The organism is Microcoleus sp. B6-A1 (assembly GCF_036705085.1).
Taxonomy (GTDB): domain Bacteria; phylum Cyanobacteriota; class Cyanobacteriia; order Cyanobacteriales; family Microcoleaceae; genus Microcoleus.
This window is the reverse complement of the sequence record NZ_JAUBTU010000006.1, coordinates 73,911-100,480: the sequence shown is the minus strand read 5'-3', so window position 1 is coordinate 100,480 and position 26,570 is coordinate 73,911. Positions and strand designations below refer to the sequence as shown.

Genomic DNA, 26,570 nt, shown 5'->3' with positions numbered 1-26,570 from the left:
CTCATTGCCCTGATGCGATAATAAAATGGCAGAGATGGGGAAACTGCAATGGTGGAACTAACAAAATACAGTTGGTGGGGTGAATCCAACGAGCCGCCACCGCACCTCAAAACTAAAAAGCAACTCGGTGAATTAGGACTATCGCCTCTGAAACCTTCAGGCATCATCGAAACGCGGAAATATGATGTGTTCCTTTACGATTCGACTAATCCTGAATGTTGCCGTCCCAAAAGAAAACCATCTCCCAAACAATTGGAAACTTTAGCAGCTAATCGGCTCAAAGCTCAATTTAATCGGGATTATCGGGAATGGTATCGAGAAGTAGGGTTCATAGAAAAAGATAGGGTGAGTGCTGTTCTTTGGGCAAAAGAACAATTAACTCAGGAAGATTGGGTGATTCTGGATACTGAAACTACAGGATTGTACGATGCAGAGATTGTAGAGATAGCAATTATCGATCGTCTCGGTGAAATGTTGCTGGATACGCTCATCAAACCCTCAATTTCTATCCCCGCAGAAGTAACGGAGATTCACGGCATTAGCGATGAAATGGTAGCCGATGCTGCTACTTTTCCTGAAGTCTATCCCCGCATTGTTGAAGTCCTTAAAGATAAACGAGTATTAATCTACAATTCTGCTTTTGATATCAAGATTTTAAATTACTGTTGTCGGCTTCACAGTTTGCCAATTTTGAAGTTGACAAAGCGCTCTGAATGTTTGATGGAATGGGCGGCACAGTGGAGGGGATATTGGAGCTACTATTACGAAGATTATAAGTATTTCCCCCTGCCTGGTGGAGGACACCGAGCGTTAGGAGATTGCATAGCAGCCCTCCAATTAATTAAGAAGATGGCGGCGGATTCGGATCAGATAAATCGCCCCGTGCCGATTCCTGAGAGCGATCGCAAATCCCAAAGTCAATGATGCCGCGCTCTTAGCTAGAGAATACCAGCAATCTTGGAGAAGAAGCTTATGATGAAAATTGGAGTTATCCCCAAAACAATGACCAACCCCGAACCCGTTGACTATGCTGCTCTTATCCGCGCTGTAACTCCCAACAGCGAACGAAAGCATCCTGAGTGGCTAGACCCAGGACAGCCGCTCTTTTCGCCCAAGCGCGGACAAGGCGAGGTTATGTCTTGGATGGGTAACATACTCATAGCAAAGTTTCCCGGATACTTGATTCCCGTTCAATTCAAAAATTGGCAGCAATCTGTCGAAACGGGTGAAATCGCTCCTGTTAGCGCACCAGCATCCTCATCCCAATCTGAAGAAAACGGTGCAGGTGAAGTACAGGCTACAAGCTTTTCTCAGGTAAGTGCAGCAGAAATTGCCGCTATTCCTCAACCTCAATTTAGAGCGATCGCACAAGAGTTAGCTTCAAATCTTAGCGCTGTTCGCATTACGCCTCCCGCATCTGGTTCGTTGTCTGCCATTCCAAAAGACTTACCTTCGCCCTTACAAAATGCTCTTCGGGGATTGGGAATTCACCAACTGTATTCCCATCAAATTGAAGCCCTGGACTGCCTGCGGAAAGGCTGCGATTTGAGTATTGTGACTCCTACAGCATCGGGCAAAAGCCTGTGCTACAACCTCCCAATTCTCGAAGATTGCCTGAACCGCCCTCACACTTCCGCGCTCTACATCTTTCCGCTGAAAGCTCTAGCTTTCGATCAGTTTCGCAAACTCCAGCGTATTGTCGAAACATTTCCCTCAGAACAGCGTGTAAAAGTAGGACAAATGACAGGCGATACTCCACCCGACAAACGTTTGGGACTCTTTGTGCCTCATCTCCCTAATATTTTAGCGGTCAGTCCCGATTTGCTGCATCATCAATTATCCAAGATTCCACGCTCACAATGGGAACCCTGGCGACAATTTCTGCGACGGTTGCGGTGGGTAGTGATTGATGAAAGTCATTCCTATATAGGCGCGTTTGGGGCTCATTTTGCTAACCTAATGCGCCGTTTGCGTAGGGCTGTAGACAGTGTGGGAGGCAACAGCAGCAAGCTCCAATTTATTTGTTCTTCTGCCACGATTGGCAACCCACGAGACATGGCACTGAGATTTAGCGGTAGAATGTCTCAACCCGATCGCCTGCATTTAATTGAAGGCAGCGGGGCGGGCAGTGCTGGAAAAACTGTTTTGTGTTTAGCTCCCAGCGAAAAAGCGAATTTCGATGCTTGCAAGATTGTTTTAGCTTGGCTGCAACAAAACTTGAGCGGAATTGTGTTTTGCAATAGTAGAGGAGCCGTTAAAAAACTTGTAGATTTAATTCACAAAGAAAGTACGCGACAGGGAAATAGTTATTTGGCGCAAAAAGTAACTGCTTTCTATGGTTCTTTAAAAAGCGATCGTCGCCAAAATATCATCAGTCAACTGCAAAGTGGAAAACTTAAAGTAATCATTTCCACATCAGCACTAGAAGCGGGTCTGGATTTACCAGAATTAGATTGCTGTTTGGTCAAGGGATATCCCGGTTCTATTATGTCCTTTCGCCAACGCCTCGGACGTGCTGGCAGAATCAGTCCGGGATTCGTAATTTTCTTGCCAATTGCCCAAAATTCCTTAGACTACTATTACGGTAAGAATCCTGACAAATTGCTATTAGGAGAAGTAGAAAACGCCGCATTTAATCCCAATTATCCCACCATTATGAGCAAACACCTGGAATGTTGCTGCGTCGAAAGCGGTTTGCCTGCTGTTGAGGTAGAAAGTCGATTTGATGCTGTCGGAGGTGCCGTTGCTGAGGCACTGCTGCATCAAGATAGACTTTTCTTCGTTCGCAATAGTACGCTTCGAGGGCGAGGAGAACCCCATCTAAAAGTCAATATTAGAGGCAACGCTATAGATACTATTGAATTAATTGATGACAAAACGGGAGAATCCTTTGAAGAAATGTCGCGTGACATTGCCTATCGAGAAGTCTTTCCCGGTGCAATTTATACGGCTTTTGACGAAAGCAACCGTTTAGTTACTTATCGGTGTCAAAGCTTAGATATCGACCAGAACAAAGCAATACTCCAGCCCTTTGAAGAATACCCCAGCTTGTTTACTGAACCTGATTTAGGTTTGCAAGTCGAACTTTTAGAAAACCTAGAAGCACCCCGCATTATTCCTACCAGCTTACCCGAAGGAAGTTTGACGTTAACTTTGGGATGGGGAAAGATTACATCAGAAGTAGCGGGCTATAAGCTTTTTAAAAGAGAATATCGACAAACTTGCACCAATGTCGAATGCCGTCGCCACCAACAGCCCGTTGAAGGCAAAGTATGTCTGTCTTGCGGTCGGAGTTTGAAATCGATCGAAATAAATAAACTTATTAAATCCGTACCGTTCAATCCGTCTTATCAAATACAATATGAAGCTCCCGTCGTTAAAGTTGAAGTAAATCCGCCTCTAATTGCAGCAATTACAGAGGAAGTTAAGCGTCAAAGAGCTAGTGCAACATCCCAGTATGGAGATGATATTCCTCAAGAGTTGGAATGTTTGTTTAAAATCCCTCCCGTTGCAGTTGCGTTGCACAGTATGGCTCATCAAATTCAACTAGCTGTTCCCCTAGTTGTGCTTTCCTCTACTCACGATGTAAACTGTACGTTAGAGCAAGAGGATTCGGGTATCGTCGCCTATTTTTTTGATACCACAGATGGGGGAAATGGAGCATCTGAAGAAATCGGGAAGCAGTTACCGTTATTCGCTGCTAAAGCGAAGTCTCTAGCCTCCAATTGCGAGTGTTCGGATGGGTGCCCTAAATGCTTGATTCAGATTGGCTGTCCCCAACAAAACCAGGGACTGCACAAGAAAGTCGGTCTGTTTCTGCTTGAAGCAATCGCTACAAATTCTTCAATTTAACAGCAAATCAATTGCCCCGTGCCCATTCCTCAGAAAAACTCATGAGCTCCCAATCGATCGCATCATCGGGGAACAGCGACAACTGCCCCGGCGATACGTTGGACTGACCGCGATTATGATACGAAAGGTGACACGCGGTACACAGGGCGATTAAGTTCTCTGGGCGATTGTCCTCCGGTATCCGATTGCGATGATGTACCGCCAAAGTTAAAGCACATCGTTCAGATTTGGTTAAGCCGCTTTGTTTACCGGGTCGGAGTTTACCGGGTCGGAGACATTGTTGATGGCACTTAGCGCAGCGCCACCCTGCGTTTTCTTTCACCGAGAGCGCAATCTCTTGCCAATTGTCGGGATACCTCTTTGGTTTTGCCACAGCTCATTTCTCCAACAATATGGCGATCGCTCTGTTATCGAAGTGAAAGTAAATTCTAAATTATCAGCAGTCAAGGTCAACTTCAACGCTTTCTTGATTCTCCCACAGGAATTCTGCCAATAAGCGAAAATCTTCATCTGTGGGCTTATACTCGCAAGCTACTTCCCATGCTTCGGTCAAAGCAGCCCATTGTTCGGGAGTCTTAGGTTTTTGGCGCACCCGAGTGAGGAAATTGGTTTTGATGCGGGCTTCTGATGGCTCAATCCCCGACCTTACCAGTTGCAGCTCGAATGGGGGATGGCTGCTGTGGGCGAGGATGTCGGCGTAGTCGGTGTCCAGCAAATTGATTTGTTCAATGAGCGGGTCAGTCATTTGATGTATTTCCGTATTTGATAGGAATTCCTTTGCTATCTAGATTCCCAGCGATTTCTCCAATTGTCGTTAAACTGGTCAACGGTGTAAGGTTCTGACGGCAATAATTCAGTCAAAGAGGAGTAGCAGCGATGGATCAGAAGCTCTTCCCATTTGTTTGCGTACTCTAGGGATAAGAAATCGTCATCAGACCAATCCCGATGGGTTAACCCTTTTTTTAGATGGGAAAACTCCCGCCACTTGTGCTGTTCAAAAGGAAGTCCTAAGTCTTCAATAACAGAACGAATTGCACCGTAAGCACGAGCCCCTTCCCCGCTAGAGCCAAAAGACGTACCCCACACATTGAGAACTGCTGTAATTTGATAAAGAGAGGTCGGTTCTCTAAAAAATGCAATAAAAGTGCTGTTACTTTCTGGATGATCGCGGTACAAGTGTACAACTTTTAAGACTCGTTGGGGATTATCCCGCATCAGTTTTAAGATTGTGCCAATGCCGGCAGTAGTACCGGGTGGCGAAGGTATGACAAGATTAATTAAGCTCAAGGTTCCTCCTGTACAAAATCTTCTTATTTTTTAGCTGTAAAACTGGGCTGACGATCGATTAGCTCGTTGGGCAACCACAAAATCTTGTTTATCAGCCTAGCTTAAGTTGTCCTAAAAATAAACTTTTTGAATTCAATAACTTCCTGCACAACTTCCTCATCAATGCCACCAGCTTCTTGAATGTCTTGCAGGCAAGTCGAATTGACGATCGTAACTGATAACTTTATTTAAACTCTTGTCAAACCGTAGATTAACCGCATCGGCGTTGTTTTATGCTGCTGATTTGATTTCTTTCGTTTCAGCCATCCTCCCAAGCCCAGGGCTAGAGCTGAACCAAAGATTGCGGTAGGTTCGGGAACTGGTTCGGCAGCATCAACGGTTTCAATTACTAGACTGGAACGACCAAGAGCATCAGTACCTCCCAGAGCGACCCCACCAACGTTCAAGAGACTGATGGCAAACCCAGCAAAAGTATCGCCATTGCTAACTCGCTGATTAACAAACGGAGTTACGTCAAAGCTAAGAGTATCACCCGGAGATGAGGATGAGATATCTACAGAAGTTAACAATACTTCATCCCCCAAAAGATCTGATGCTTCGGCTGTCCCGTTTCCTAAATAGCCAAAGATGCCCAGAGTACCAGGACGGCCTCCTTGGAAACTGGATATCTTATCCTGAAAGATAGCACTACGAATAATTGTGTTAGGAGCAAGAAAAAAGTTGCTAATATTAAATTCAGCTAACCTGGTTGTTATACTACCCGGCCCGTATGACACGTACTCATCCCCAGGGATAAGCCTAACGTCCTCATACACACCCATCTGATACATACTTGCAGTGGCTCCAAATTGGATAGTAGGTGTCAAGGTAAATGTAGCTGCTTTAACTTCTTCATTTGCTCCCAGAACAAAACCTAGAGCGGTGCAAACAGAGGCAACGGCAACTTTGTGGTAGAGATTTTTCATGAAGATTAAATTACTTTCTATCGTAAACAACTTGACTGGAAAGCTCATTCAGTAATCAAACTACCTAAATACTAGCTAGCTTACTTAAAAAACCATAATTCTTTATTCAACTTATTCAATCTTAACTAGAAAGCTAGGTGCATCAATGCTCTAGAAAGCAAGTAACGATCGCCATTATCAAAACAGAACCGTCGCCTCACACCGCATCATCCATCCATCCGCACTCCGAACAATCCCAATGCACCGGGGGCGTTTCATATTGGGGATAAGTCATTTCACATTGGGGACACCGACCAGTAAACAAGGGATGGGTATCCAAAAGTTCTAACTGTTGCTCTGATGTCCACCGCTGCCTCGGTTGCAGAATCAATTCGCCGTTGTAGTAGGTCGCGCCCTCGGGTTCCCACAGTTCATCGGGTTCCGCATTAGGGTTTTCTCGAAAGTCAAGGCAAGTGTCGGTGGTGGGGCCTGTGGGATGCACGGCACAGACGAGGTACGGGTTGCGGGCGTACAAAAGGCAACGCTCGCACTCATGGATTTTGGGCATGACGGGGGTTGAGGTTTTGGGTCTGGGTTTAGTTTCTCGCAAATGGGGGTGTTGGGAGCGATCGCCGTGACTTCACTTTTTGGATTGCTAGCATTGTCGGTAGTACAACGGTTGTCTTTTTTGGAATTATTAGCGCTGCCCGACAGCTTCAGCTCGGAGATTTAGCACTATTGGGTTCGATAATTGCTGCTGATTTTGGCTATGCTGAAGGTGAGCGATTAGCTAAGGTTTTAGGTGGGTGGCAAGTTATTGGTTGGGCATTGGTGATTCTCGATTATTTCTAGGTTTTACCCACAAAATTTGTTGTTTAAAAACAAGAGTTAATAGTTTCACCGAGTGCCTGGTTTGGTTTGGCTTATGTGAGTATTTTTAGTCAATTTATCGCATTTTTTGCCTGGTATCATGGTAGGGCAATGGGTGGAGTTGCATAGGTAGGTCAAATTCAGTTGTTGCAACCATTTTTGACGATTATGGCTTCGGCAATTTTGCTTGGTGAAACTCACCGATTAGATCGCCCTAGTCACGGCCTGTTTGGTTGTTGCTAGCGTAGCTGCGGGTAAAAAAGCATCAATTAAGCGGGCAGAAGATTTGTGAGGCGCTCGTTTTCTCAACAGGCTATTGACTCGGATCATTGACTTTCACATATCGACTCCATCTAACGACAGATGTAAAGCCGGGATTATTTCTGTTCAATACTACCAATCAACTGAATTTTTAAGAGAATAGTCAATCGTTAGGATTTGGCGCGAGTGATGTGTGGCATCCATGCCTTTAGTAAATAAAAACAACCGCTAAAACTTAAGTCAATTGAGTTCTGAAAATCTACCCAATAAGGAGAAAATTATGACAGAGATTGTGAGCCGCGAGATTCAGCTAGTCTCTCGCCCCAAGGGGATTCCTACCGCAGATAACTTTGCGATCGCCGAGACCAAACTAGAGCCACTTCAAGATGGGCAAGTGCTCGTTCGCAATCTCTACATTTCGGTAGATCCATATATGCGCGGTCGCATGAACGAGGGGAAATCCTATGTTCCATCCTTCGCGTTAGGAAAAGCACTCGAAGGCGGCGCAGTCGGTGAGGTAATCGAGTCGCGTGCCCAGGAATTCAAGCCGGGTGATGTTGTCACTTCCAACTATGGCTGGCGGGAATACTTCATAGCTGCACCAAAAGATTTGCATCAGGTTAGCCGCGAGATTCAACCGCCCTCAGTTTACCTCGGTGCCCTCGGCATGACAGGTATGACTGCTTGGGTTGGGTTGAATTTGGTAGAAGTCAAAGCCGGCGATGTTATTTTTGTTTCGGGAGCAGCAGGCGCGGTGGGAAATGTCGCCGGACAACTGGCTTCATTGCGCGGATGCCATGTCATCGGGTCTGCTGGGTCAATGGAAAAAATCAAGTTTCTGCGAGAAGAATGCGGATTTGATAGCGCCTTCGATTACAAGGCCGGCCCTGTCCTCGAACAACTGAATCAGGCAGCACCGGACGGAATTGATGTCTATTTCGATAATGTAGGAGGCGAAACGCTGGAAGCGGCGCTCTCGGCATTACGGGTGCATGGCCGGATTATCGCTTGTGGCAGCATCTCCGGTTATAACGATGAAAAACCGCAGCCGGGCCCTTCCAATCTATTTAATATGATTGGCAAACGCTTGACGATGAAAGGGCTAATCGTTAGGGATTGGCTCGATCGCCAGAGTGAATTTGAACAAGAAGTGGGCGGCTATTTCCAAGCTGGCAAACTGAAGAACAAGGAAACAGTGGTGGTAGGAATCGAGCGAGCGGTGGATGCGTTCATCGGTCTTTTTGAAGGCAAAAATGTTGGTAAAATGGTGGTAAAATTGGACTAGATAGCCACTCATTGAGTGGGTACTTGCTTCATTATTTGAGAAGTTGCAATCCGAGAGCGCTTAGACATTATTTGGTTGAAGGATAGGATGCGATCGCTTGCATCAGATTGCGAACTATAAATCTAGCGGTACATTTTACTTTCCCAGCATTGGTCGTACCTGCAATTTCCAGAAGTTCCAATTAGAACCGCTATAAATAGGGTTCCGAACAGGACTCTACTGCTCTTTTTACTGCTCGGTCTGTTCACCTGTTAATAACAAAGCTTTTTGGATGGCTGCTTTTCCTTCTTCCGTTCTGTCTACAGCATTGAGTACAAATCCCAGGTTATAGTAAGCTGCCGCATAGCTTGGATCGAGTTCGATCGCTTCTTCAAATGCTGTAATTGCTGCATCAAATCGACCTTGATTACCAAGTATTTGTCCGAGGTATTGATATACAATAGCAGAATTGGGTGCTAGTTCTGTGGTGTGCTGAAGTACGGTGATAGCATCTTCGTCTCTGCCCTGCTTATTCAAAGCAACACCTAAATGGTAATGTGCTGCTGCTGATTGAGGAGCAACCTGAATTGCCTGTTGAAAATTAGTAATTGCCTCGCCGTATCTCTCTAGATTTACAAGTACCATACCAATACCAACAAAAGCCTGTGGTTGGCTCGAATCAATCTCGATCGCTTTTTGATAGACTGTCATAGCCTCGGAAAATCTTTGCCGCTCTGCTAGTGTGGCAGCCATATTCACGTAAGCTGCTGAATAATTAGGTGCAATCCTAATAGCGTTTTGGTATGCCCAGATAGCTTTCTCACCTTGACCTTGATAATCCAAAGCCATTCCTAGCTTGAGGTAGACATACGCATTATCAGGATCGTGCTTCAGAAAACGCCTCCATATTGACTCAGCCTCAACATATTCACCAGCTTGCTGTGCTAAATCTCCGGCTTGAAATAGTTTTTCCAAATCCATAAATTTTCTCCCATGCAAAAGACCAATAACAGCCATCTTGGTGGTGAGGGTCGTAGGGTTCAATTTGCATTCCCAGATGAACTCCTGTTAACTCTGAAAGCTTATGAGAGCATACTACAATACTCTACAATGTCTGATAGCTTGGCTTTGAATGCTTACAGATTTAGGGGACTTTCGCTGATTAACTAGCAATGACCCCAATGTGGTGGGAGGCACCATCTTAAGGCGTTGAGGAGGGTTTGATGACCAAAACAGGATTAGGCATTCAAGAATTACTGTATTATGAGCGATCGCAAATTCTCGCACTTGCCCAAAAGCACGGAGCCTACAACGTGCGCGTATTCGGTTCTGTAGCGCGGGGCGAAGCGACCCCAGAAAGCGATATTGATTTGTTAGTGGATTACGATTTAGACAAAATCACGCCTTGGTTTCCAGGTGGGCTCTTGCTTGATTTGGAACAACTACTCAATCGCAAGGTCGATATCGCCACAGTAGATATGTTGAAAGAACGCATTCGGGAGCGCGTTTTGCAGGAGGCTGTACCACTTTGAGGCGAGAAGCGGAACGGCTGCAAGATATATTAGATGCAATAACGGCAATTGAGCGATATGCAAGCCTTGGCAGGCAAGAATTTGATAACCAAGAATTAATTCAGATTTGGATTGTTCATCACCTGCAAATTATTGGAGAAGCAACAAATGCGTTATCCTCCGAGTTAACTGGCCGATATTCCCAAGTGCCGTGGGCGCAAATTGTAGCGTTTAGGAATCTTGTAGTGCATGAATATTTCCGAGTGTCGCTAAACCTAGTTTGGGCGATCGTACAAAATAATTTACCTCCGTTGAAGGTAACAGTAGAACAGATTTTACAAGAGTTACCAGAGGTGTGAGTTCAGCAGCGTTTCTGACAGCAGCGTTTCTGGGGCAGCAGCGTTTCTGGCAGCAGCGTTTTTCCCAAAGATTTCTGATGACCGTAAAAGCATCTTTATTCGCCACAGAAGGAGGTGGAACGGAGGACTGAGGGACTTCAATGCCCCTGGACGATCGATTGGGTATTCTGCACATCGACTGCATTTACTGGAAGCTTGCCTTGTAAGCGTTACTGAATTCACTGCGGGTTCAAGTGGTTTTTCGATCGGCTTTCCCAAATAAAGAATACCGAGAGCAATCCTAGCTCCCGGTATCAACTTTTCCAGTTCCGTTGTTGCGCGAGTAAATCCAATCAGGCTCAATGAAAGGAAAATTTGCCTCACGATTAAGCACAGCAGATCGTTATTGGTTAGCCTGTTCCAAAGCTGGATTTGTTGAAGCTCCAGCAATTTCTGCTAAGTTAATCTTGACGACTTTATTGCGAGCTTCTTGTACCTTCGGCAGGGTTAGCGTTAGAATGCCATCTTTGCATTCAGCTTGCACGGAGTCGTTTTGAATGGGTGCGGGCAAGGGAAGCACCCGGTGGAATTTGCCGTAGCGGAATTCAGAACGGACGCAGCCAGATTTCTCGTCTGTGTTTTCGCAGCGGCGTTCGCCAGAGATAGAAATTGCTTCGCGAGTCACTTGAACGTCAACACCTTTGGGGTCAATTCCAGGCAGTTGCGCTTTTAAGATGAAGTTGTCCCCAGCATCAGCCAATTCTAGAGCGGGCATCCAAGTGGCTTCTGAATTATTTCTCGTTGTTGCCCGTCGGTCAAAAACTTTATCGAGTTGCTGGCGGAGGGTTTCAATTTCCGTGAAGGGTTGCCAAGAGCGCATCAACATAATCTGTCACCTCAAAGATTGGTAATGCTTTATGAGTTTGTTTGGTTGAAGCTCATTGCTTACAGTTATTATGATGCCGCTTCCGCGCGTGGCAGGAACAGTCAGGAGAACCCCACTCTGTTGGTCGTATTTGCCCGAATAAGTGCGAAAGAATCAGAATTAATTGGCAGTGAAGAAAACCGTACAAAACTATTCCTAGAAACCGAAAAGTTGTGTCAACGCCATGATGACCCTGCGACCAGCGAACTCTGCATGGCGCGAGCTCACCCGCTGGTGCTGGCCGTTTTAGGTCGCAGAACTTCGACATTCAGCTTTAGTTTTTCTCCCAGCCACAAAGAATGTGTTGTGTGGTCTGCCACATCGTCCCCTGTTTCGGGATGGACGAGAATATTGAGATCCTCGCGGTGGAGCATCAACCAAGGAACGACTTTGCCAAACTCCGAGGGTGAAAACGCAACTTGATACATCGCTTGAGGGTGTGGCCCAATGGGTTTGTCGTGCCAACGTCCTAGCTGCACCTCAAACTGAGCCAATCCTTCGCGTACACGCGCAGCAGCATCACGGCTATCATTGTCAAAGTAAATATGTGCGTGAAAACCAACAATTTCGATGGTGTCTGCTTTCATGATTTTCAGTGGGGTATTATGGGGAGGTTCATTGCAGCCAAATCCAACAAAGAAGTATACCCTAGCTTATTAATTTTACCTGCGAGTAAACATTACTCTTTCACAATACCGCCTATATTTTAGGGTAAACCAATGACTCAAGAAAACAACTGGTTTGAGACAGCACGATTGGGAATGTTTATTCACTGGAGTCATAGCAGCCAGTGTGGGTACGAAATATCTTGGCCATTGGTGGGAGGCGTCTTTAGCTTGCCGTACTGCCAAGATGTCCCGGTAGCAGACTATCACCGCACCGCCCAAACTTTCAATCCGACTGAATACGACCCTCAAACTTGGGCTAATTTAGCGAAACGCTTGGGGATGCAGTATGTGATTTTGACGGCTAAACATCATGATGGATTTTCCTTATTTCATACCCAGGAATCCGACTTTTCTATCGAGTATGCGCCGTACAAAAAAGATATTGTTCGAGAATTTGTGGAGGCGATGCGGGCGGAGGGTTTGCGAATTGGGTTGTATTTTTCCTTGATTGACTGGCATTACCCTGACTACCCGGCTTTTACAGAAGCCGATAAACCGTATCAGTTTGGGAAATTCCGACAGCCGACGAATTCTCAGTGGGAGCGCTACCTTGAATTTATGTTCGCTCAAGTCAGAGAATTGTTGAGCAACTACGGAAAGATTGACTTGCTTTGGTTTGATGGCGGTTGGGAGCGAAAGCCAGAGCAATGGCAAGCTAAGCAGCTACATGAAATGATTCGATCGCTGCAACCGCATTTGTTAATCAACGATCGCCTCAGAGGATTTGGAGACTTCGATACCTGCGAACAATTCATTCCTCCCCAACCGCCTCAACGTACTTGGGAAGCTTGCCTAACTCTGAATGAAAGCTGGGGTTACAACCCGAATGACACCCAATTCAAGTCAGCTCGCCAACTTATTCATACCCTCTGTGAAGTTGCAGGTAAAGGGGGCAATTTGCTGTTGAATGTCAGTCCAATGGGTAATGGGCAAATTCAATCTGAACAATTGGATTTGTTGCAATTGGTAGAAGCATGGATGGCTGTTCATGCCCAGAGTATTGTAGGAACACAGCCTGGACTGGAACCTTGGCAATTCTACGGCCCTTCTACTCGGCTCGGCAATCGCTTTTATTTATTCTTGCTGATGAAGCCCTACGAGTCAGTAACAGTACGAGGTGTACCTATAAAACGGATTCAAGCCGTTTCTCAAGTCGCTGGAGGGGAATCATTACAATACTCAACTCGCTGTGCCATTGTCGATTCTATGTTAAGTGCCGATCCTTTTGGGGAGTTAACGATTCAAGTGCCTGAAGAAGCTCTCGATTCCTATGCTACGGTGATTGCAGTTGATATTGCTCCAGCCAACGATAACGATACTTAAAGCAAGATGTAACCAGTGTAGCGATCGCACTTCTTCACTTCCTACCCCAGTTGCCGATCGCATCCACCTCAATATCACTCAACACTTTGGCTTCCATCCCGTACAAATCATTCAACACAGCCTTGACATCGGGAAACGCGAAATACTCTGTCAGCTTACCAATGCGATAATTAAAAGCTTTGTACCGATGCTTGAAGTACAGCTCGACATTCCCCCGGTGTTCCCAAAGTCCCAGCAAATTAACAACCACATCCGAGTAATGCGCCCTCACATCCCGGTGTACCTCGGCGATTCTCTCCTCGATCGATCGAGTAGTAATTCCAATTTTGTAGAACGTTTGACCGTCCGCTTTGACTTCCAGAAAATAGAGCGCGTTCACCAGAATCCGACGAAGCTGTGCTCGATAAATCAGCAAATCAGCCCGCCGTTCGTCCAAGCAAGATAACCCCGCAGCTTCAGCAATTTCTACAGAACCTTCCAACTTAACTAACTCCGATAGCAGCAAGGGTTCTTGGACTTGGTTGAACAACGCCAGGGGAAGCGCTCCCACTGGGATTTTACCCAAGTCGGTAAAGTGATAAGTGCGATCGCCCGACGACTCCACCAATCCTTTGAGTTCCCACCGAAAGTTTACCAAGTCTTTGGGAATCGATCGCTTTTGAGCCCCGTACTCTTTCCACAGCACTTTCAACTGTTCTAATTCCTCGCCCTTGAGTTCGATGTTGAAATGCTCGTAAAGGGGCAGCGAGGGAAACGCTTTTGTCTTAATCCGCTGCGAGACTGGTTTACAACTTTCCTCAGTGTGCGCGAAGTGATGTTCTTTCACCGAACCCTTTTTTGCTGTCAATCCGCCACCGCAGTAGAGGCAAGTTAGCTGAGTTTTTCCGCGCACAGCTTCATCAATGCCCGTCAGTTCGCCACTGGGAGCAACACCAAATTTAAGCCACATTGTCAACAATTCTCCTTTGAGCCGGTTTTTGGAGATGCACCTGCTCCACACGATCGAGAATTGTAACAAATCCAGGGGTGAGGGCTTCTGCCTTGGGAAAGAAAGCGATCGGCATTCCATTTGGGATGCGTGACTGTCAATCTAAAATCTAAAATCTAAAATTGCTCGTCACCAGTCGGGAATTTCTTCAGGCTCCGAGTCTGATAGGCCTTGTGACAGTTGCTCTCTCGGTAACGGCACAGCGGGCAATTCATCCTCTACAGGGGGAAATACAGATTTCCCCGTGTAGGAAAGCATGGATAAAGAGGCGATCGCTCCTTTGACTTGCTCCGGCTTCACTTCTAAGTAGCGCTGTAACTGTTCGAGGTTGCTGTGACCGCTGATTTCTTGAATAATCCGCAGCGGAATTCCGGCGTTGCTCATCTGAGTCAGGGCCGTTCTCCTAAAACTGTGGGTGGATGCTCCCTCGATGCCGGCGCGATCGAACGCTTCTCTCAAAATCCGATCCGCTGAGTTGGGGTGCAAATGCTTCCAGTGGTGGTTCGGGTAGCGGCCGGGAAATAAATAAGTCTGACCCGCGTTGGGTTTCCAAGATGTCAGGAGACTTCGCAAATCTTCAATGACCGGAATCGTTCGGGTTTGGAGTTTTCCTTTGGTGTTGCGCTTGCGGAAGTTGATTGTAGGCCGGACTGTACCTCTGGCAGTGTAAATATCGATGACTTCTAAGGAACAAGCTTCAGCAATCCGACAAGCGGTGTAGAGACAAACTCCGAAGAGAGCGCGATCGCGTGAGGTTAGCAAACCTTCGTTGAACAAGAGTTCGATTTCCTCTTGCGTGAATATCTTGGCCTGCCCGTGTCCCTCTATCTTCATGCTTGGTGTATACTCGACCCGATACCACAAAGTTTGCCGCAAATACTGCATTGCTGCATCGATCGGGGGGATTTCTTAACGTGGTAGTCCAGTTCACGATGGCGTAGAATACACAGCATCGGTCGCTGGGTTGAAGACGGGACTGAACAAAATTAGCCCATTCCTTCGCTGGCCGTCATACAGCGCGATCGCACAAATTTGTTTGGTAAGCACGATTATGCTTTGCTTCGGCTGCTGTGGGGTAATGCTTTGAGACGAAAAAACCGGGGCCGCGACCAACAAGCCGTTACCGAAATGCTTGACTCTATGTTTTGATGTTTTTACTGGCTTGGATCAGTAATTCGTTGATTAGAGCTTGTTTTTGCCTGCCATCAAGTCGAGGAGTTGGCAGCGTTTGACTTTGTTTGTCTGTGGGGTTGAGTTTTGAGGTAGCGGCGATGACGCGGCAACGGCGAAGGGGAAGGAACCGGAATTTACAAATTCGGTTCCGCTAGAGCGGTTTATGTTGTGCTGGGATTCATTCATGGCGATCGCTTAACCTGGTAGAGTTTGATTGGGAGAGTGCGATCGCATCCTTAAAATCTGGTGAGTCTGTAATTCCTGTCTGGTTAGATCGGATTCATCAAGGGCTAGCTAGTAAGCTGGTGAGTTAGGTGCGATCGCATTTATCAGGAATATTTTTTTCTTAATATTAAGTATTTTTTCATGGGTAAGCTAACTCTGCCACAACTAGAACGACATCTGTTTGCCGCCGCCGATATCCTGCGGGGCAATATGGATGCTTCGGAGTTCAAAGAGTATATTTTTGGGATGCTATTCCTCAAACGCGCTTCCGATGTGTTTGAGCAACGTTATGACCAAATTCTACAAGACAATCTGGCACGGGGACGCACGCCAGAAGATGCGAAACTGAGGGCGGAAAATCCCATGAGTTACCAAGAGGCTTTTTTTGTACCGGAAAAAGCGCGATGGGCTTATATTCGCGATGAAGTACATGAAAAAGTAGCAGATGGATTAAATAAAGCTTTAGGTTCTCTGGAAGAGAAAAACCAAGCTTTAGCAGGAGTATTAGGTCACATTAATTTTAATCGTCAGGTGGGAAAGAGTCGGATTTCTGATACTAAGTTACGCGAATTAATTCAACATTTTAGTAAGTATCGATTACGAAATGAAGATTTGGTGTTTCCCGATTTATTGGGTGCAGCTTATGAGTATTTGATTAAAGATTTTGCTGATTCTGCGGGGAAGAAAGGGGGCGAATTTTATACGCCGCGTGAAGTGGTGCAGTTGATGGTGAGGCTGATGAAACCACAACCAGGGATGTCTGTTTATGACCCTTGTTGTGGTTCAGGAGGTATATTAATTCTGGCACAGCAATATGTTGAAGAGTGCGGCGGCGATGCCAGAAATTTAGCGCTTTACGGGCAGGATAATAACGGCGGTGTGTGGGCAATTTGTAAGATTAATATGCTGCTGCATGGGATTCGGGATGCGGATATTCACAATGATGATACGCTATTTAATCCCTTACATATTGAAGGCGGGGAACTCATGCGGTTTGACCGAGTAATTAGCAATCCGCCTTTTTCCCAAAACTATAGCCGTGAAGGGATGGCATTTCAGGGAAGGTTTACGCATGGATTTTGTCCAGAAACGGGGAAAAAAGCAGATTTAATGTTTGCTCAGCACATGATGGCGGTGCTAAAAGATAATGGGCTGATGGCAACGGTAATGCCTCATGGGGTGCTGTTTCGAGGGGGTGAAGAGAAGAAAATTCGCGAGAGTTTGATTAACAAAGATCATTTAGAAGCGGTAATTGGTTTGCCGCCAAATTTATTTTATGGGACGGGGATTCCTGCTTGTATTTTAGTGATGCGTGGCAGTAAAGATGCGAAACCTGCGGCACGTAAAAACCAGGTACTATTTATTAATGCTGATGCGGAATTTTATGCAGGTCGCGCTCAGAATTATTTGCGCCCCGAACATATTGAAAAAATTACCTGGGTGTTTGAAAATTTTAAGGCTTTACCGGGTTATTCGGCAGTGGTCACAAAGCAGGAATTAGCAGACAATGATTATAACTGCAATATTCGCCGCTATGCGGACAATGCGCCACCGCCAGAACCGCAGGATGTGAAAGCACATTTATTGGGAGGAATTCCTAAAGTTGAGGTAGAGGCAAAGCGTCCCTTGTTAGAGGCGCATGGATTCGATCCAACTAGAATTTTAGTGGAGCATTGTTAATGGATTATTTAGATTTTATTGCCTCTATTACGGAAAGAGGGCAGATTAAAACTTTTATTGAATCTGATGCTGGCGTTCAACAACAAGAAGGTAAGCTTTATAGTGTTTTTGCTGCTTGGTGGCAACTTCATGCACCTGATTTGGGCGAGTTGCCGAAAACGAAGAAGGTGATGGAACTGCGAGGGGAGTTTTTGCATTCGTTTGTTGATAGCCTGGAACCTGTAGGTTTACTTGACCGCTTCAAGGTGGCGGGAGTGGTGGCGAGTTGGTGGGAGGAAGTAAAGTATGAACTCAGAACGCTCTCGGAATCGGATTTTGGCGGGTTGGTTGATAGTTGGGTGGATACGATTCGGGATGCTTTAGAACAGGATGATGAGACGCAGAAAAATCAGACGAAATTCGACCCGCTCAATCATAAGCTGGTGCTGCGGTTGATGCCGGACTATCTGGAGGAAATTGCTGATGCTGAGGCGAGAATTGCTGAGTTAGAGCAGCTTAAGGTTGCGTTTGAAGGGGGGGAAGAGGCCCAGGAGGGAGAAGCCAGCGATGAGGAGGCGGAGGCGGTTAATTTTGCTAAGGAGTTGGAGACAAGGCTCAAGACTCTGAAAGGTTCGATTAAGGAGCCGAAGAAGGAAATTAAGGATTTAAAGAAGAATTCGCCCTTGTTGAATGCGGCTAAAATCGCAGAACTTGAGGCGACGGTTGAGCCGATGGAAGCGGAAATTGCCGAGATTGAGAAACAACTGGAACCCTATAAGGAAATTAAAAAGCAATTGAATGAAGCTAAGGGGATACTGAGGACGCTGAAGAAAGAAGTGGAGAAGCGTTTGTCGGCTAAACGTGCGGCGTTGACGGATGAGGATTGTCAGGGGTTGGTGTTGGCGATTTTCAAGGATGGCTTAATTGCTGAGTTGGAGCGATATGTCTCGGCTCACCGTCAGCAGGTTATTTTGACGGTTGAGAATTGGTGGGATAAGTATCGGGTGACGTTGCAGGATATTGAAGGGCAACGGGATGCGGCGCGTCAGCAGTTGAGTGAGTTTTTGAGTGGGTTGGGGTATGCGTGAGACTGTTGTTAAAACTGTGGAGTTTAAGGATTCGCCTCTGGGGAAGATTCCGACAGGTTGGCAGGTTGGAAGACTGAGTAATTTCTATGCTGTTCCCGCTCGAAATGGTTTATATAAATCTGCCCAATATTACGGTCGGGGTATTTTGATGATTCATATGTCCCAAATGTTCAGAGGCTTAGAGATTGATATATCCGATGCTGCCCGTGTAGAGGTTAACCCTACAGAACTGGAACGCTTCGAGCTAAAACCTGGTGATTTGGTTTTTGCCCGTCGATCGCTAAATCTAGAGGGAGCAGGTCGTTGTTCGCTAGTGCCTGAGCTTCCTGAACCAGTAACCTTTGAGTCATCAATCATTCGCGTGAGGCTATCTAGAGAGCAATTACGTCCTGCTTTTGCGAATTACTTCCTCAACAGTGAAATTGGTTTTCGGCTTCGATTACCTCTGATTAGACAAGTGGCAGTGTCGGGAGTCTCTAGTGAAGATATTGCTAGCATCCCCATCCTTGTACCGCCCATTCCTGAGCAAGAAGGCATTATTGAAATTATTAGCACAGTTGACGAGACGATCGCACATACCTCCTCTCTCATCGCCAAGCTCAAGCAGATGAAGGCTGGACTGCTGTACGACTTGCTGACACGGGGGTTACATGAGAATGGGGAATTGAGGGATGCGATCGCACACCCCGAACAGTTCAAAGACTCACCATTGGGACAAATTCCGAAAAATTGGTCAGTCTCATCAGTAGGTGAAGGCATAGTTAAAATTGAACAGGGATGGAGTCCTGATTGTGAATCAATTAGTACGCCTATAGGCGAGTGGGGAGTTTTGAAAACAACAGCAGTTGTCTGGGAAGGATACCAAGATTGTGAAAACAAACGTCTGCCAAGTCATCTACAGCCCGATCCCAATTATCAAGTAAAGGTAGGAGATGTATTGATGACAAGGGCTGGCCCCAACTCTCGCGTTGGAGTAGTCGCTTTGGTAGATAATACCCAAGGAAAACTAATGTTGTCGGATAAACTATACCGTCTAGTTCCCGGTGAAAATATTGAGCCAGAATTTCTAGTTTCTGCACTTTCAAGTTCTGGAACGCAAAACTATTTATCTAGGCGTAAAACAGGGTTGGCCGAGTCACAAACTAACATATCTCAAGACATTGTTCGCACTTTGCTAATTCCGCTTCCACCGTTAGGAGAACAGGAACAAATCACTAGCGTACTTGATAAGTATAATACTTGCATCCGCACAGAAGAAGCCTATCGCGAAAAGCTAAAACTCCAAAAACAAGGACTGATGCACGACTTGTTAACCGGAAAAGTGCGGGTCAAAGAGGCCGATAAATTCACCCCTGCAAGTGATACAGTTTAGCTAGTCGTGGGATTTTCACCCATTAAATAAGAGGAAATATCAAACCGTGTCTATCTGGCTTATTCGTCATGGTCAAAGTCAATCAAATGCAGGTTTGGCAACTATGGGGCCGCATGAAAACGCCTTAAGTGAATTGGGCGATCGACAATCAAAATGTATTCCAACCGCCGTTAAACAAATTCCAGACAAGATTGTGATTTCACCTTATCTGAGAACACAACTCACTGCTCAACCATTGATTGAAAAATTTCCACATACACCCGTGGAGGTTTGGCAAGTTCAGGAATTTACCTATCTGGGCCAACAGTTCGACCAACCAACCACAACCCAGGCTCGCAAACCTTTGAGCAAAGCTTACTGGGACCGGTGCGACCCTGAATATGTCGATGGAACCAACGCCGAATCCTTGATCCAACTGATGGAACGAGTCCGAACTACCCTGAACCAGTTACAACAACAATCCGGTTTTGTAGTTGTCTTTTCACATGGATTTTTTATCAAAGCAATGCTGTGGCAGATTTTGGCTAACCCAACGGTAATTGATGCCGTTGCCATGACTCGGCTTTTGGGATTTTCGCGAGGCTTTCGAGTACCGAATGCGTCAATTTTGCAGATGGAATTTGATTCCGGTGGGATACCTCACTGGAGTTCCTTCATTACCAATCATCTGCCACCAGAGCTAGAATCGGTAGCACCCGATGCAACTGTGGCGAGCGACGCAGGCGATCAACCCTCGTAACCTACCTTTACTGGAAAAATGCCCCAACTAACGCCAGAGTATATTTACGCTGAAAAGCCAACCATCGACCAACTTATCAGCATGGGTTGGCAGCATATCGAAGGCAGTTGGGATAATCCCCAAATTACCGATCGCGAGAACTTCAAGCAAGTCTTAATTGGCGATCGTCTAAAAACCGCCATCAAGCGCATCAACCTAGATGATAACGGCAATCCTTGGCTCGATGATACCCAAGTGAATGCCGCCGTGAGTCAATTAGAGCATCTGGGCGCACAAAGACTAATGGAAGCGAATCAAGCCGCTACAAAATTACTCCTCAAAGGCACCACTGTTCAGGGACAAGACGGCAAAGACCAAACCGTCCACTTCATCGACTTCGAGCATCCCTACCGCAACGAATTCCTAGCCATCAATCAATACCGAGTAGACCCCCCTTGGGCAACAGGCAAAGGGGGGTTTATCGTCCCGGACATCGTGCTACTCGTCAACGGCATCCCCCTCGTCGTCATCGAGTGCAAAAGCCCCAACCTCGATAACCCCATCACCGAAGCAATCCGCGATTTGTTGCAATATTCCAACCAACGGGGAAGCAGCCAACCCGAAGGCGCAGAAAAGCTATTCCACTACAACCAGTTAATGATAGCCGCCTCTAGAGGACGCGCAGCAGCAGGAACCATCGGCGCGAACTACGAGCATTATGTCGAGTGGAAAGACACCACTCCCTGCCCCCAAACCGAAATAGCCGCAGAACTCGGCGTTACTGAACTCAATTCGCGCCAAATGCTTATCGCCGGGATGCTACAACCCGCCAACCTCCTCGACATCCTGCGAAACTTTACCCTCTTCAAAACCAGCGACAGACGCACGATTAAACTCGCCCCCCGTTACCAACAATATCGGGCAGTCCACGAAGCCATCAGGCGACTCCTCCACAACCCAAGCCACACACAACACGGCACCGATGACCAACGTGGTGGAATCATCTGGCATACCCAAGGTTCCGGCAAAAGCCTGACAATGGTGTACTTGATACGGAAAATCCGCACCATCCCTGCCTTGCGCCGCTTCAAGATAGTCGTCGTTACTGACCGCACCGACTTAGAAAAACAACTGTCCGATACAGCCGCTCTGACAGGCGAACCCTTACAAAAAGCGAAAAACGTCAAAAAGCTAGAAAACTACCTCAAACAACCCGGTGCTGGCTTAGTCTTCGGAATGATTCAAAAATTCAAAGGAGGTGAAGACTCAGAAGAAGAAGAAAAAATTGAGCCTATGCCGAAAAATCTCAATTCTTCTGAAGATATATTAGTGCTAATTGATGAAGCGCATCGATCGCACGCCAGCACTCTCCACACGAACCTCTTGACAGCCTTACCCAATTGTGCGCGAATTGGTTTTACTGGTACTCCGATCGTCCAATCTGCCAAGAAAACGACCAAGCAAATTTTTGGTGATTTTATCGACCAATACAATATCCGCCAATCTCAAGAAGATAAAGTTACTTTACCGATTCTTTATGAAGGGTTAGAAGCCAGAGGTGCAGTCACCCAAGGCGATGACCTAGATAAACTATTTGAAATTGTATTTCAGGATAAAACCCCAGAAGAACGGGCGCAAATTAAAACTAAATACGCGACTAAAACCCAAGTTTGCGAAGCACGAGAACTGATTAAAGCCAAAGCTAAGAATATGCTGCGCCATTATTGTGATCGTATCCTTCCCGGAGGTTTCAAAGCGCAAGTTGTCGCCTCAACTCGCCTCGCAGCCGTCCGTTATCAAGAAGCATTTTTAGAAGCACAAATAGAACTGGTGCAAGAACTCGAAACTCGCGCCCCCATCCTGCGAAGTTTCGACACAGAAACCCTAGAAAACCTGGAGGATGCAGAAACTCGCTTTTTCGCCCAAGCATTACCACATTTAGAAACAATCCGCTGCCTAGAATTCGCCGCCGTCATTTCTGCCGATAAAGATGACGATCCCAACTGGAAGAAGTGGACTGATAAGAGTCAACAAGCAATCAATATTGACAAATTTAAAGATCCTTTAGCCAAAAACAGTTTAGCAGTTTTAATTGTTAAAAGTATGCTCTTGACTGGATTTGATGCGCCGTTAGAACAGGTTTTATATTTAGACCGAGGAATGAAAGAATATGAACTATTACAGGCTATTGCCCGCGTTAACCGCGTTCATGATGATACTAAAGAATATGGCTTAGTTGTAGATTATTACGGCGTGAATCTAGCAGAAGCTTTAGCAATTTACGAAAAGGTAGATACAGAAGCCGCCTGGTTTGATATTCGGGAAGAGTTGCCAAAATTGCGAGATAAACACCAGCTAGTCATTAATTTATTCAGCCAAAGCGGTTGCACGATAGACGATTTAGACGATTGTGTTGACGTGCTTAGGGACGATCGTCTCAGAGTCGAGTTCAACAATTATCTTAAAGACTTTCTCGACACCTTAGACACAATTTTACCCCGTACCGAAGCCCGTTCTCCTTATAACTTTGTCAAAGATGCAAAAAAAATGGGTCTAATTAAAAAATCTGTGGCTGACCTTTATCGAGATGAAAAACTAAACATTGTCAGCGCCAAAGAAAAAGTGCGGGCGTTAATTGACCAATATATTGAATCCCAAGGTATCGATCCAAAAGTTCCGCCTATTGATATTATGTCTCTGGATTTTAAAACTCACGTCCAGCGGCATCGGTCAATTAAAGCCCAAGCAGCCGAAATGGAATTTGCCGCCCGTTACCACATTGATATCCACTATGATGAAGACCCAGTTTATTACAAAAACTTGAGCGATAAACTGCAAGGAATCCTCGAAGCTTTCGCCGAAAACTGGCAAGAAAAAGTAGAAGCTTTGCGGAAATATATCGAAGAAATCCAAACAGGCCGCCAGACCGATGAAACCGGGTTAGACCCGAAAACTCAACTGCCATTTCTAAATATTTTAGGCGAACATTCTGACAAAAACCTCACCGAACTTGCAGCACTAACCGTCGAAATTGTCAACCACATTAGGCAAGAACTTCGACGGGTAAATTGGGACAGACCTGTCGTTCAAGAAGATTTAAGAAAGTGGATAGCCGGGTATTTAGATGATAAGGATGCAGTCAATTACGAACAATTAGAATCAGTAGCCGATAAACTGGTACAACTTGCCCGTAAAAATCGATCTCGCCTAATCTTATGACAACACTAACCTTTGGCAACCTTTCCTTTAAATTACGCCAGAGTGCCAAACGTCGCACGATCGGCATTACTGTCGAACGAGACGGTCAATTAATTTTGGCAACTCCCCCAGAAGTGCCAATGGAAACATTAGAAAAAGTCGTCAACGATAAGCGCTTGTGGATTCACAGTAAACTAATCAAGAAAGAATCTCTTAATCCTCCTACCTCTGCTAAAGAATACGTTTCCGGGGAAGGCTTTTACTATCTGGGACGCAGCTACAGCCTCAAACTGGTGGATGGCGTGGAGGGAAAGCCACCTTTGAGATTGTATCAAAGTCGTTTTGAATTACAGCGAGAAGCGTTGGCGCAGGGGAGAGAAGCTTTTATTCGATGGTATTGTGATCGCCTTTCGTCGATTTTAGATACACAAATTGCTGCTTTTGGCGATCGCCTCGAAGCTTCTCCCCGTTCCGTGCAAGTGCGAGATTTAGGCTATCGCTGGGGTTCCTGCGGGCGCAAGGGAGATTTATATTTTCACTGGCGAGGGGCGATGCTACCGCGATCGATGATTGAGTATCTGGCGATTCACGAAATGGTGCATTTGGTTGAGCCGCACCATAATCATGCGTTTTGGGATAGAGTCAAGCGGATTTTGCCCGATTTCGAGGAACGTAAGCGCTGGTTGGCGGAGAATGGAGTAAATTATGACCTTTAGCGAATCACAGGCGACGGCATCTATCTATAGATTGGTGCAGCGAAGTCAGAAAACTAGCATTGAGAAGCCAATGAGTTCACACTGCATTCGGCAAACCTTCGCTTTCACCCTTAGCTCTCCCACATTTTTGTGAGCTTTTTGTGTGATAGGGCCGAGACACGGGGGTAAATGAGCAATCGTACAGAAACTTACATTAAGGCTGAAAGTTTTACTGGATAAGCATAGATTATTTGGTACAGGTTTATAAGAGGCGATCGCAATATTCAAAACGGCTAATCAAATCCTTAGCGTAAGTTTCTGTACGATTGCTCAGTTCACCGCGCTTTACCCCTGATTGGGGTGCGATCACTTTGGGGTTGAGGGAGGGGTGGTTGGGGCATATTATTCACGCTTAGAACTGCTGAGATGGCATTGCATTTAACAACTTATTGATAATCACAGATTTTTTCCGTAATTTTGGAAAAAAAACGAAGAAAAGATGGACACTTTTTAAGTTTGTCAAAATTAGATATCTTATTTGCAATTTTCTCTGCATCATAAAGGTTGTTATAAACTCTGCCAGTATTTTCTTTAAATAGCTTCGTCAAAACCTTTTTTGGATTTGTTTCTCCCTTCGGTTTTTTTCTTATATTTACAGGATGCGTTGGAGTTGATAAAACAGATGATAGTGCAGATAAATCGTATAAAAGCCATTCTTCAAGTTCTGCCTCAATACATATAAGGTAAACATTATGGGGCGGCACTTTTACATTTGCATTTTGAAGAGAACTTTGAATTTCTTCACAATCTTGTGTGCGACAAGGCCTCTGCCCTTTTTCACGCCATGCTGGATAAAGATCCCAAATGATAAGAACTAGATCACACCCTTGTTCGATTAGTAGACTTGCCGTAGTGCCACAGTTATCAATTAAATCCCGCTTATTGCCTAGAGGTATCGACCGAATATCTATATTAGGATTAAGCTGACGAGCAAACCTTTCACATACTTTCAGGTCTGAACCTTGAGGGCCACCCTCAGTAATCATGCCTATTTTCATAGTCTTATTTCCCACTTAACTGCCCCATTGTATAAAGTTTGCCAAGACTAAATTTCTCAGTCCAAGCTTTTAGAGTTTCTTTATTAGCAGGGCGAGTGAATATAGGTTGTCCATCGCTATCCCGTTCAACTAGAACAAGATGTGATAATTGCAATAGGTCGAGCAGATAGGGTGAATGAGTAGTAATAATGACTTTGGATATACCAGATTCAACAACATTACGAATTTCTTCCACAATTAGATGAATGGTGCGTGGGTCGAGTCCATTTTCAATTTCTTCAATAACTATTAGTGGTGGAGGCGTAGGATGTCGCAATACTGCTAAAAGTGCTAATACACGAAGTGTTCCTGTAGAAAAAAGCCAACCAGGGATTTTAAAATTAGATTCTGTTAGTTGTAGATAAACATTACGCTCTAACTCAGATGTAATGTTTGCTTGTAAATCACGCGCATAAGGTAAAACATATTGCAAGGACTCGACAATCCCATTAAAAGCTGATTTATCTTGCTTATAAATACCCAAAAGATATTCAGCAATATTAGAGCCATCTTTTTCTAAGTTTATTTGCCCACCCGATCGTCTCTGTGGTATCGGCTGCCCCATTCTATTAGGATTAAAATTAAGAAACTGCCATTTATTGATATCCGAATACAAATTAATATGTAATTGATTATCGCAAAAAGGAGAAATGATGGATACATCATCTGATAGGGATATTTCAATTGGCAAACTGTTATTGGGATCTGCAAAATGATAAGCCATTGTTCTATTTTCAGAACGTATTGCTGAGTCTTTCTTAGAAGTTAATATTTCCTCTTTTTGAATAAAAATTTCATTAAAATTAGATGTGCTATTTATGCTCATAGTGGCACGATATTTCTGCCAAGAGAGATCAAACATAGTTGAATGGGATTTAACTATGGTTTTAGATGTACGTCGAACGGTTTGATTTCTGATATGTTCAAACCCTCGCCAAGGAAGCATAGCTTCATGCAAACCAGATTGGACAATATTTTTATATGTTTCTAAGGCTTCAATAACACTGCTTTTACCAGAGCCGTTATTGCCAATAAAAACTGTCAGGGGCGTAAGACGAATAACTTTACTATCGCGAATAGCTTTAAAGTTTTTGATGCGAATTGATTTAAGCAT

The 26,570-nt window shown here is 45.3% G+C and carries 26 protein-coding genes; 13 read left to right on the top strand and 13 right to left on the bottom strand.

Features of this window, described 5'->3' with window-relative positions; genetic code table 11:
- Positions 1-48: 48 nt before the first annotated feature.
- Both QUB11_RS03645 and QUB11_RS03640 read left to right on the top strand, forming a co-directional pair.
- Positions 49-924, top strand: a complete 876-nt coding sequence (locus QUB11_RS03645) for a 3'-5' exonuclease (protein WP_333176146.1) — start codon at positions 49-51, stop codon at positions 922-924.
- 48 nt (positions 925-972) lie between these two features.
- A complete protein-coding gene (locus QUB11_RS03640; RefSeq protein WP_333389808.1) occupies positions 973-3,852 on the top strand; it encodes a DEAD/DEAH box helicase in 2,880 nt (959 codons plus the stop codon).
- A 7-nt stretch (positions 3,853-3,859) separates the two neighbouring features.
- Here QUB11_RS03640 and QUB11_RS03635 read toward each other — a convergent pair whose 3' ends face one another.
- From QUB11_RS03635 to QUB11_RS03615, 5 genes are all read right to left on the bottom strand, one after another.
- On the bottom strand, positions 3,860-4,225 hold the full coding sequence (locus tag QUB11_RS03635) for an HNH endonuclease (RefSeq protein WP_333054229.1): 366 nt from the start codon (positions 4,223-4,225) through the stop codon (positions 3,860-3,862).
- A 63-nt stretch (positions 4,226-4,288) separates the two neighbouring features.
- Positions 4,289-4,597: a hypothetical protein gene (locus tag QUB11_RS03630; RefSeq protein WP_333054230.1), complete on the bottom strand. Its 309-nt coding sequence runs from the start codon at positions 4,595-4,597 to the stop codon at positions 4,289-4,291.
- Between the two features lie 35 nt (positions 4,598-4,632).
- Positions 4,633-5,139, bottom strand: a complete 507-nt coding sequence (locus QUB11_RS03625) for a hypothetical protein (protein ID WP_333054231.1) — start codon at positions 5,137-5,139, stop codon at positions 4,633-4,635.
- A 227-nt stretch (positions 5,140-5,366) separates the two neighbouring features.
- On the bottom strand, positions 5,367-6,104 hold the full coding sequence (locus QUB11_RS03620) for a PEP-CTERM sorting domain-containing protein (RefSeq protein WP_333389806.1): 738 nt from the start codon (positions 6,102-6,104) through the stop codon (positions 5,367-5,369).
- Between the two features lie 196 nt (positions 6,105-6,300).
- The gene (locus QUB11_RS03615) at positions 6,301-6,651 is read right to left on the bottom strand and encodes a hypothetical protein (RefSeq protein ID WP_333054233.1); all 351 of its coding nucleotides are present in this window, start codon (positions 6,649-6,651) and stop codon (positions 6,301-6,303) included.
- An 843-nt stretch (positions 6,652-7,494) separates the two neighbouring features.
- Here QUB11_RS03615 and QUB11_RS03610 point away from each other — a divergent pair.
- Positions 7,495-8,499, top strand: coding sequence for an NADP-dependent oxidoreductase (locus tag QUB11_RS03610; protein WP_333054234.1), 1,005 nt, complete (start codon positions 7,495-7,497; stop codon positions 8,497-8,499).
- 228 nt (positions 8,500-8,727) lie between these two features.
- On the opposite strand, the gene QUB11_RS03605 is transcribed toward QUB11_RS03610, so the two are convergent.
- Positions 8,728-9,459: a tetratricopeptide repeat protein gene (locus QUB11_RS03605; RefSeq protein WP_333054235.1), complete on the bottom strand. Its 732-nt coding sequence runs from the start codon at positions 9,457-9,459 to the stop codon at positions 8,728-8,730.
- A 242-nt stretch (positions 9,460-9,701) separates the two neighbouring features.
- Here QUB11_RS03605 and QUB11_RS03600 point away from each other — a divergent pair, with 242 nt between their 5' ends.
- From QUB11_RS03600 to QUB11_RS03590, 3 genes are read left to right on the top strand one after another with little or no spacing between them, the layout of a single operon-like run.
- Complete coding sequence (locus QUB11_RS03600; RefSeq protein ID WP_333054236.1) at positions 9,702-10,010, top strand: nucleotidyltransferase domain-containing protein; 309 nt, start codon at positions 9,702-9,704, stop codon at positions 10,008-10,010.
- Positions 10,007-10,348 carry a HepT-like ribonuclease domain-containing protein gene (locus QUB11_RS03595; RefSeq protein WP_333139756.1) on the top strand — a complete coding sequence of 114 codons (342 nt, stop codon included), beginning with the start codon at positions 10,007-10,009 and terminating at the stop codon, positions 10,346-10,348. Before QUB11_RS03600 ends, QUB11_RS03595 begins: the two co-directional genes overlap by 4 nt.
- Positions 10,345-10,479, top strand: coding sequence for a hypothetical protein (locus QUB11_RS03590; RefSeq protein WP_333139754.1), 135 nt, complete (start codon positions 10,345-10,347; stop codon positions 10,477-10,479). The genes QUB11_RS03595 and QUB11_RS03590 overlap by 4 nt, the downstream gene beginning before the upstream one ends.
- Positions 10,480-10,730: 251 nt before the next feature.
- Here the strand turns inward: QUB11_RS03590 and QUB11_RS03585 are convergent, their stop codons facing one another.
- Entirely contained in the window at positions 10,731-11,213 is a 483-nt protein-coding gene (locus QUB11_RS03585; protein WP_333139752.1) for an Hsp20/alpha crystallin family protein, read from the bottom strand.
- Between the two features lie 263 nt (positions 11,214-11,476).
- Positions 11,477-11,839, bottom strand: coding sequence for a DOPA 4,5-dioxygenase family protein (locus QUB11_RS03580; RefSeq protein WP_333139750.1), 363 nt, complete (start codon positions 11,837-11,839; stop codon positions 11,477-11,479).
- 132 nt (positions 11,840-11,971) lie between these two features.
- Between QUB11_RS03580 and QUB11_RS03575 the strand changes: the two genes are divergently transcribed.
- A complete protein-coding gene (locus tag QUB11_RS03575) occupies positions 11,972-13,243 on the top strand; it encodes an alpha-L-fucosidase (protein WP_333389804.1) in 1,272 nt (423 codons plus the stop codon).
- A gap of 34 nt (positions 13,244-13,277) precedes the next feature.
- On the opposite strand, the gene QUB11_RS03570 is transcribed toward QUB11_RS03575, so the two are convergent.
- Genes QUB11_RS03570 through QUB11_RS03560 form a run of 3 tightly spaced genes read right to left on the bottom strand, consistent with a single transcriptional unit; the run spans position 13,278 to position 15,116 of the window.
- A complete protein-coding gene (locus tag QUB11_RS03570) occupies positions 13,278-14,192 on the bottom strand; it encodes a GIY-YIG nuclease family protein (protein WP_333389802.1) in 915 nt (304 codons plus the stop codon).
- Positions 14,182-14,307 (bottom strand): hypothetical protein, encoded by a 126-nt coding sequence (locus QUB11_RS03565; RefSeq protein WP_333389800.1) that lies wholly within the window; start codon positions 14,305-14,307, stop codon positions 14,182-14,184. The genes QUB11_RS03570 and QUB11_RS03565 overlap by 11 nt, the downstream gene beginning before the upstream one ends.
- A gap of 53 nt (positions 14,308-14,360) precedes the next feature.
- Positions 14,361-15,116 carry a site-specific integrase gene (locus tag QUB11_RS03560; protein WP_333389799.1) on the bottom strand — a complete coding sequence of 252 codons (756 nt, stop codon included), beginning with the start codon at positions 15,114-15,116 and terminating at the stop codon, positions 14,361-14,363.
- A gap of 654 nt (positions 15,117-15,770) precedes the next feature.
- Between QUB11_RS03560 and QUB11_RS03555 the strand changes: the two genes are divergently transcribed.
- From QUB11_RS03555 to QUB11_RS03530, 6 genes are read left to right on the top strand one after another with little or no spacing between them, the layout of a single operon-like run.
- Positions 15,771-17,309, top strand: a complete 1,539-nt coding sequence (locus tag QUB11_RS03555) for a class I SAM-dependent DNA methyltransferase (protein ID WP_333389797.1) — start codon at positions 15,771-15,773, stop codon at positions 17,307-17,309.
- Positions 17,309-18,376, top strand: coding sequence for a hypothetical protein (locus QUB11_RS03550; RefSeq protein WP_333389795.1), 1,068 nt, complete (start codon positions 17,309-17,311; stop codon positions 18,374-18,376). The genes QUB11_RS03555 and QUB11_RS03550 overlap by 1 nt, the downstream gene beginning before the upstream one ends.
- On the top strand, positions 18,369-19,748 hold the full coding sequence (locus tag QUB11_RS03545) for a restriction endonuclease subunit S (protein WP_333389793.1): 1,380 nt from the start codon (positions 18,369-18,371) through the stop codon (positions 19,746-19,748). Before QUB11_RS03550 ends, QUB11_RS03545 begins: the two co-directional genes overlap by 8 nt.
- A gap of 46 nt (positions 19,749-19,794) precedes the next feature.
- Positions 19,795-20,487, top strand: a complete 693-nt coding sequence (locus QUB11_RS03540) for a histidine phosphatase family protein (RefSeq protein ID WP_333389791.1) — start codon at positions 19,795-19,797, stop codon at positions 20,485-20,487.
- Positions 20,488-20,505: 18 nt separating this feature from the next.
- The gene (locus QUB11_RS03535; RefSeq protein WP_333389789.1) at positions 20,506-23,685 is read left to right on the top strand and encodes an HsdR family type I site-specific deoxyribonuclease; all 3,180 of its coding nucleotides are present in this window, start codon (positions 20,506-20,508) and stop codon (positions 23,683-23,685) included.
- Positions 23,682-24,380, top strand: coding sequence for a SprT family zinc-dependent metalloprotease (locus tag QUB11_RS03530; protein ID WP_333389787.1), 699 nt, complete (start codon positions 23,682-23,684; stop codon positions 24,378-24,380). The genes QUB11_RS03535 and QUB11_RS03530 overlap by 4 nt, the downstream gene beginning before the upstream one ends.
- Positions 24,381-24,805: 425 nt before the next feature.
- On the opposite strand, the gene QUB11_RS03525 is transcribed toward QUB11_RS03530, so the two are convergent.
- Both QUB11_RS03525 and QUB11_RS03520 read right to left on the bottom strand, forming a co-directional pair.
- A complete protein-coding gene (locus QUB11_RS03525; RefSeq protein ID WP_333389785.1) occupies positions 24,806-25,417 on the bottom strand; it encodes a DUF4276 family protein in 612 nt (203 codons plus the stop codon).
- 4 nt (positions 25,418-25,421) lie between these two features.
- A complete protein-coding gene (locus QUB11_RS03520; RefSeq protein WP_333389783.1) occupies positions 25,422-26,570 on the bottom strand; it encodes an ATP-binding protein in 1,149 nt (382 codons plus the stop codon).

Excerpts from the sequence above, each read along its gene's own strand:
- QUB11_RS03600 (WP_333054236.1), top strand. The coding sequence starts at position 9,702 with ATGACCAAAACAGGATTAGGCATTCAAGAATTACTGTATTATGAGCGA.
- QUB11_RS03605 (WP_333054235.1), bottom strand. The coding sequence starts at position 9,459 with ATGGATTTGGAAAAACTATTTCAAGCCGGAGATTTAGCACAGCAAGCT.
- QUB11_RS03620 (WP_333389806.1), bottom strand. The coding sequence starts at position 6,104 with ATGAAAAATCTCTACCACAAAGTTGCCGTTGCCTCTGTTTGCACCGCT.
- QUB11_RS03525 (WP_333389785.1), bottom strand. The coding sequence starts at position 25,417 with ATGAAAATAGGCATGATTACTGAGGGTGGCCCTCAAGGTTCAGACCTG.
- QUB11_RS03565 (WP_333389800.1), bottom strand. The coding sequence starts at position 14,307 with ATGCCGATCGCTTTCTTTCCCAAGGCAGAAGCCCTCACCCCTGGATTT.
- QUB11_RS03570 (WP_333389802.1), bottom strand. The coding sequence starts at position 14,192 with ATGTGGCTTAAATTTGGTGTTGCTCCCAGTGGCGAACTGACGGGCATT.
- QUB11_RS03575 (WP_333389804.1), top strand. The coding sequence starts at position 11,972 with ATGACTCAAGAAAACAACTGGTTTGAGACAGCACGATTGGGAATGTTT.
- QUB11_RS03550 (WP_333389795.1), top strand. The coding sequence starts at position 17,309 with ATGGATTATTTAGATTTTATTGCCTCTATTACGGAAAGAGGGCAGATT.
- QUB11_RS03645 (WP_333176146.1), top strand. The coding sequence starts at position 49 with ATGGTGGAACTAACAAAATACAGTTGGTGGGGTGAATCCAACGAGCCG.
- QUB11_RS03555 (WP_333389797.1), top strand. The coding sequence starts at position 15,771 with ATGGGTAAGCTAACTCTGCCACAACTAGAACGACATCTGTTTGCCGCC.
- QUB11_RS03630 (WP_333054230.1), bottom strand. The coding sequence starts at position 4,597 with ATGACTGACCCGCTCATTGAACAAATCAATTTGCTGGACACCGACTAC.
- QUB11_RS03530 (WP_333389787.1), top strand. The coding sequence starts at position 23,682 with ATGACAACACTAACCTTTGGCAACCTTTCCTTTAAATTACGCCAGAGT.
- QUB11_RS03610 (WP_333054234.1), top strand. The coding sequence starts at position 7,495 with ATGACAGAGATTGTGAGCCGCGAGATTCAGCTAGTCTCTCGCCCCAAG.
- QUB11_RS03520 (WP_333389783.1), bottom strand. The coding sequence starts at position 26,570 with ATGCTTAAATCAATTCGCATCAAAAACTTTAAAGCTATTCGCGATAGT.
- QUB11_RS03535 (WP_333389789.1), top strand. The coding sequence starts at position 20,506 with ATGCCCCAACTAACGCCAGAGTATATTTACGCTGAAAAGCCAACCATC.
- QUB11_RS03615 (WP_333054233.1), bottom strand. The coding sequence starts at position 6,651 with ATGCCCAAAATCCATGAGTGCGAGCGTTGCCTTTTGTACGCCCGCAAC.
- QUB11_RS03545 (WP_333389793.1), top strand. The coding sequence starts at position 18,369 with ATGCGTGAGACTGTTGTTAAAACTGTGGAGTTTAAGGATTCGCCTCTG.
- QUB11_RS03560 (WP_333389799.1), bottom strand. The coding sequence starts at position 15,116 with ATGCAGTATTTGCGGCAAACTTTGTGGTATCGGGTCGAGTATACACCA.
- QUB11_RS03640 (WP_333389808.1), top strand. The coding sequence starts at position 973 with ATGATGAAAATTGGAGTTATCCCCAAAACAATGACCAACCCCGAACCC.
- QUB11_RS03580 (WP_333139750.1), bottom strand. The coding sequence starts at position 11,839 with ATGAAAGCAGACACCATCGAAATTGTTGGTTTTCACGCACATATTTAC.
- QUB11_RS03585 (WP_333139752.1), bottom strand. The coding sequence starts at position 11,213 with ATGTTGATGCGCTCTTGGCAACCCTTCACGGAAATTGAAACCCTCCGC.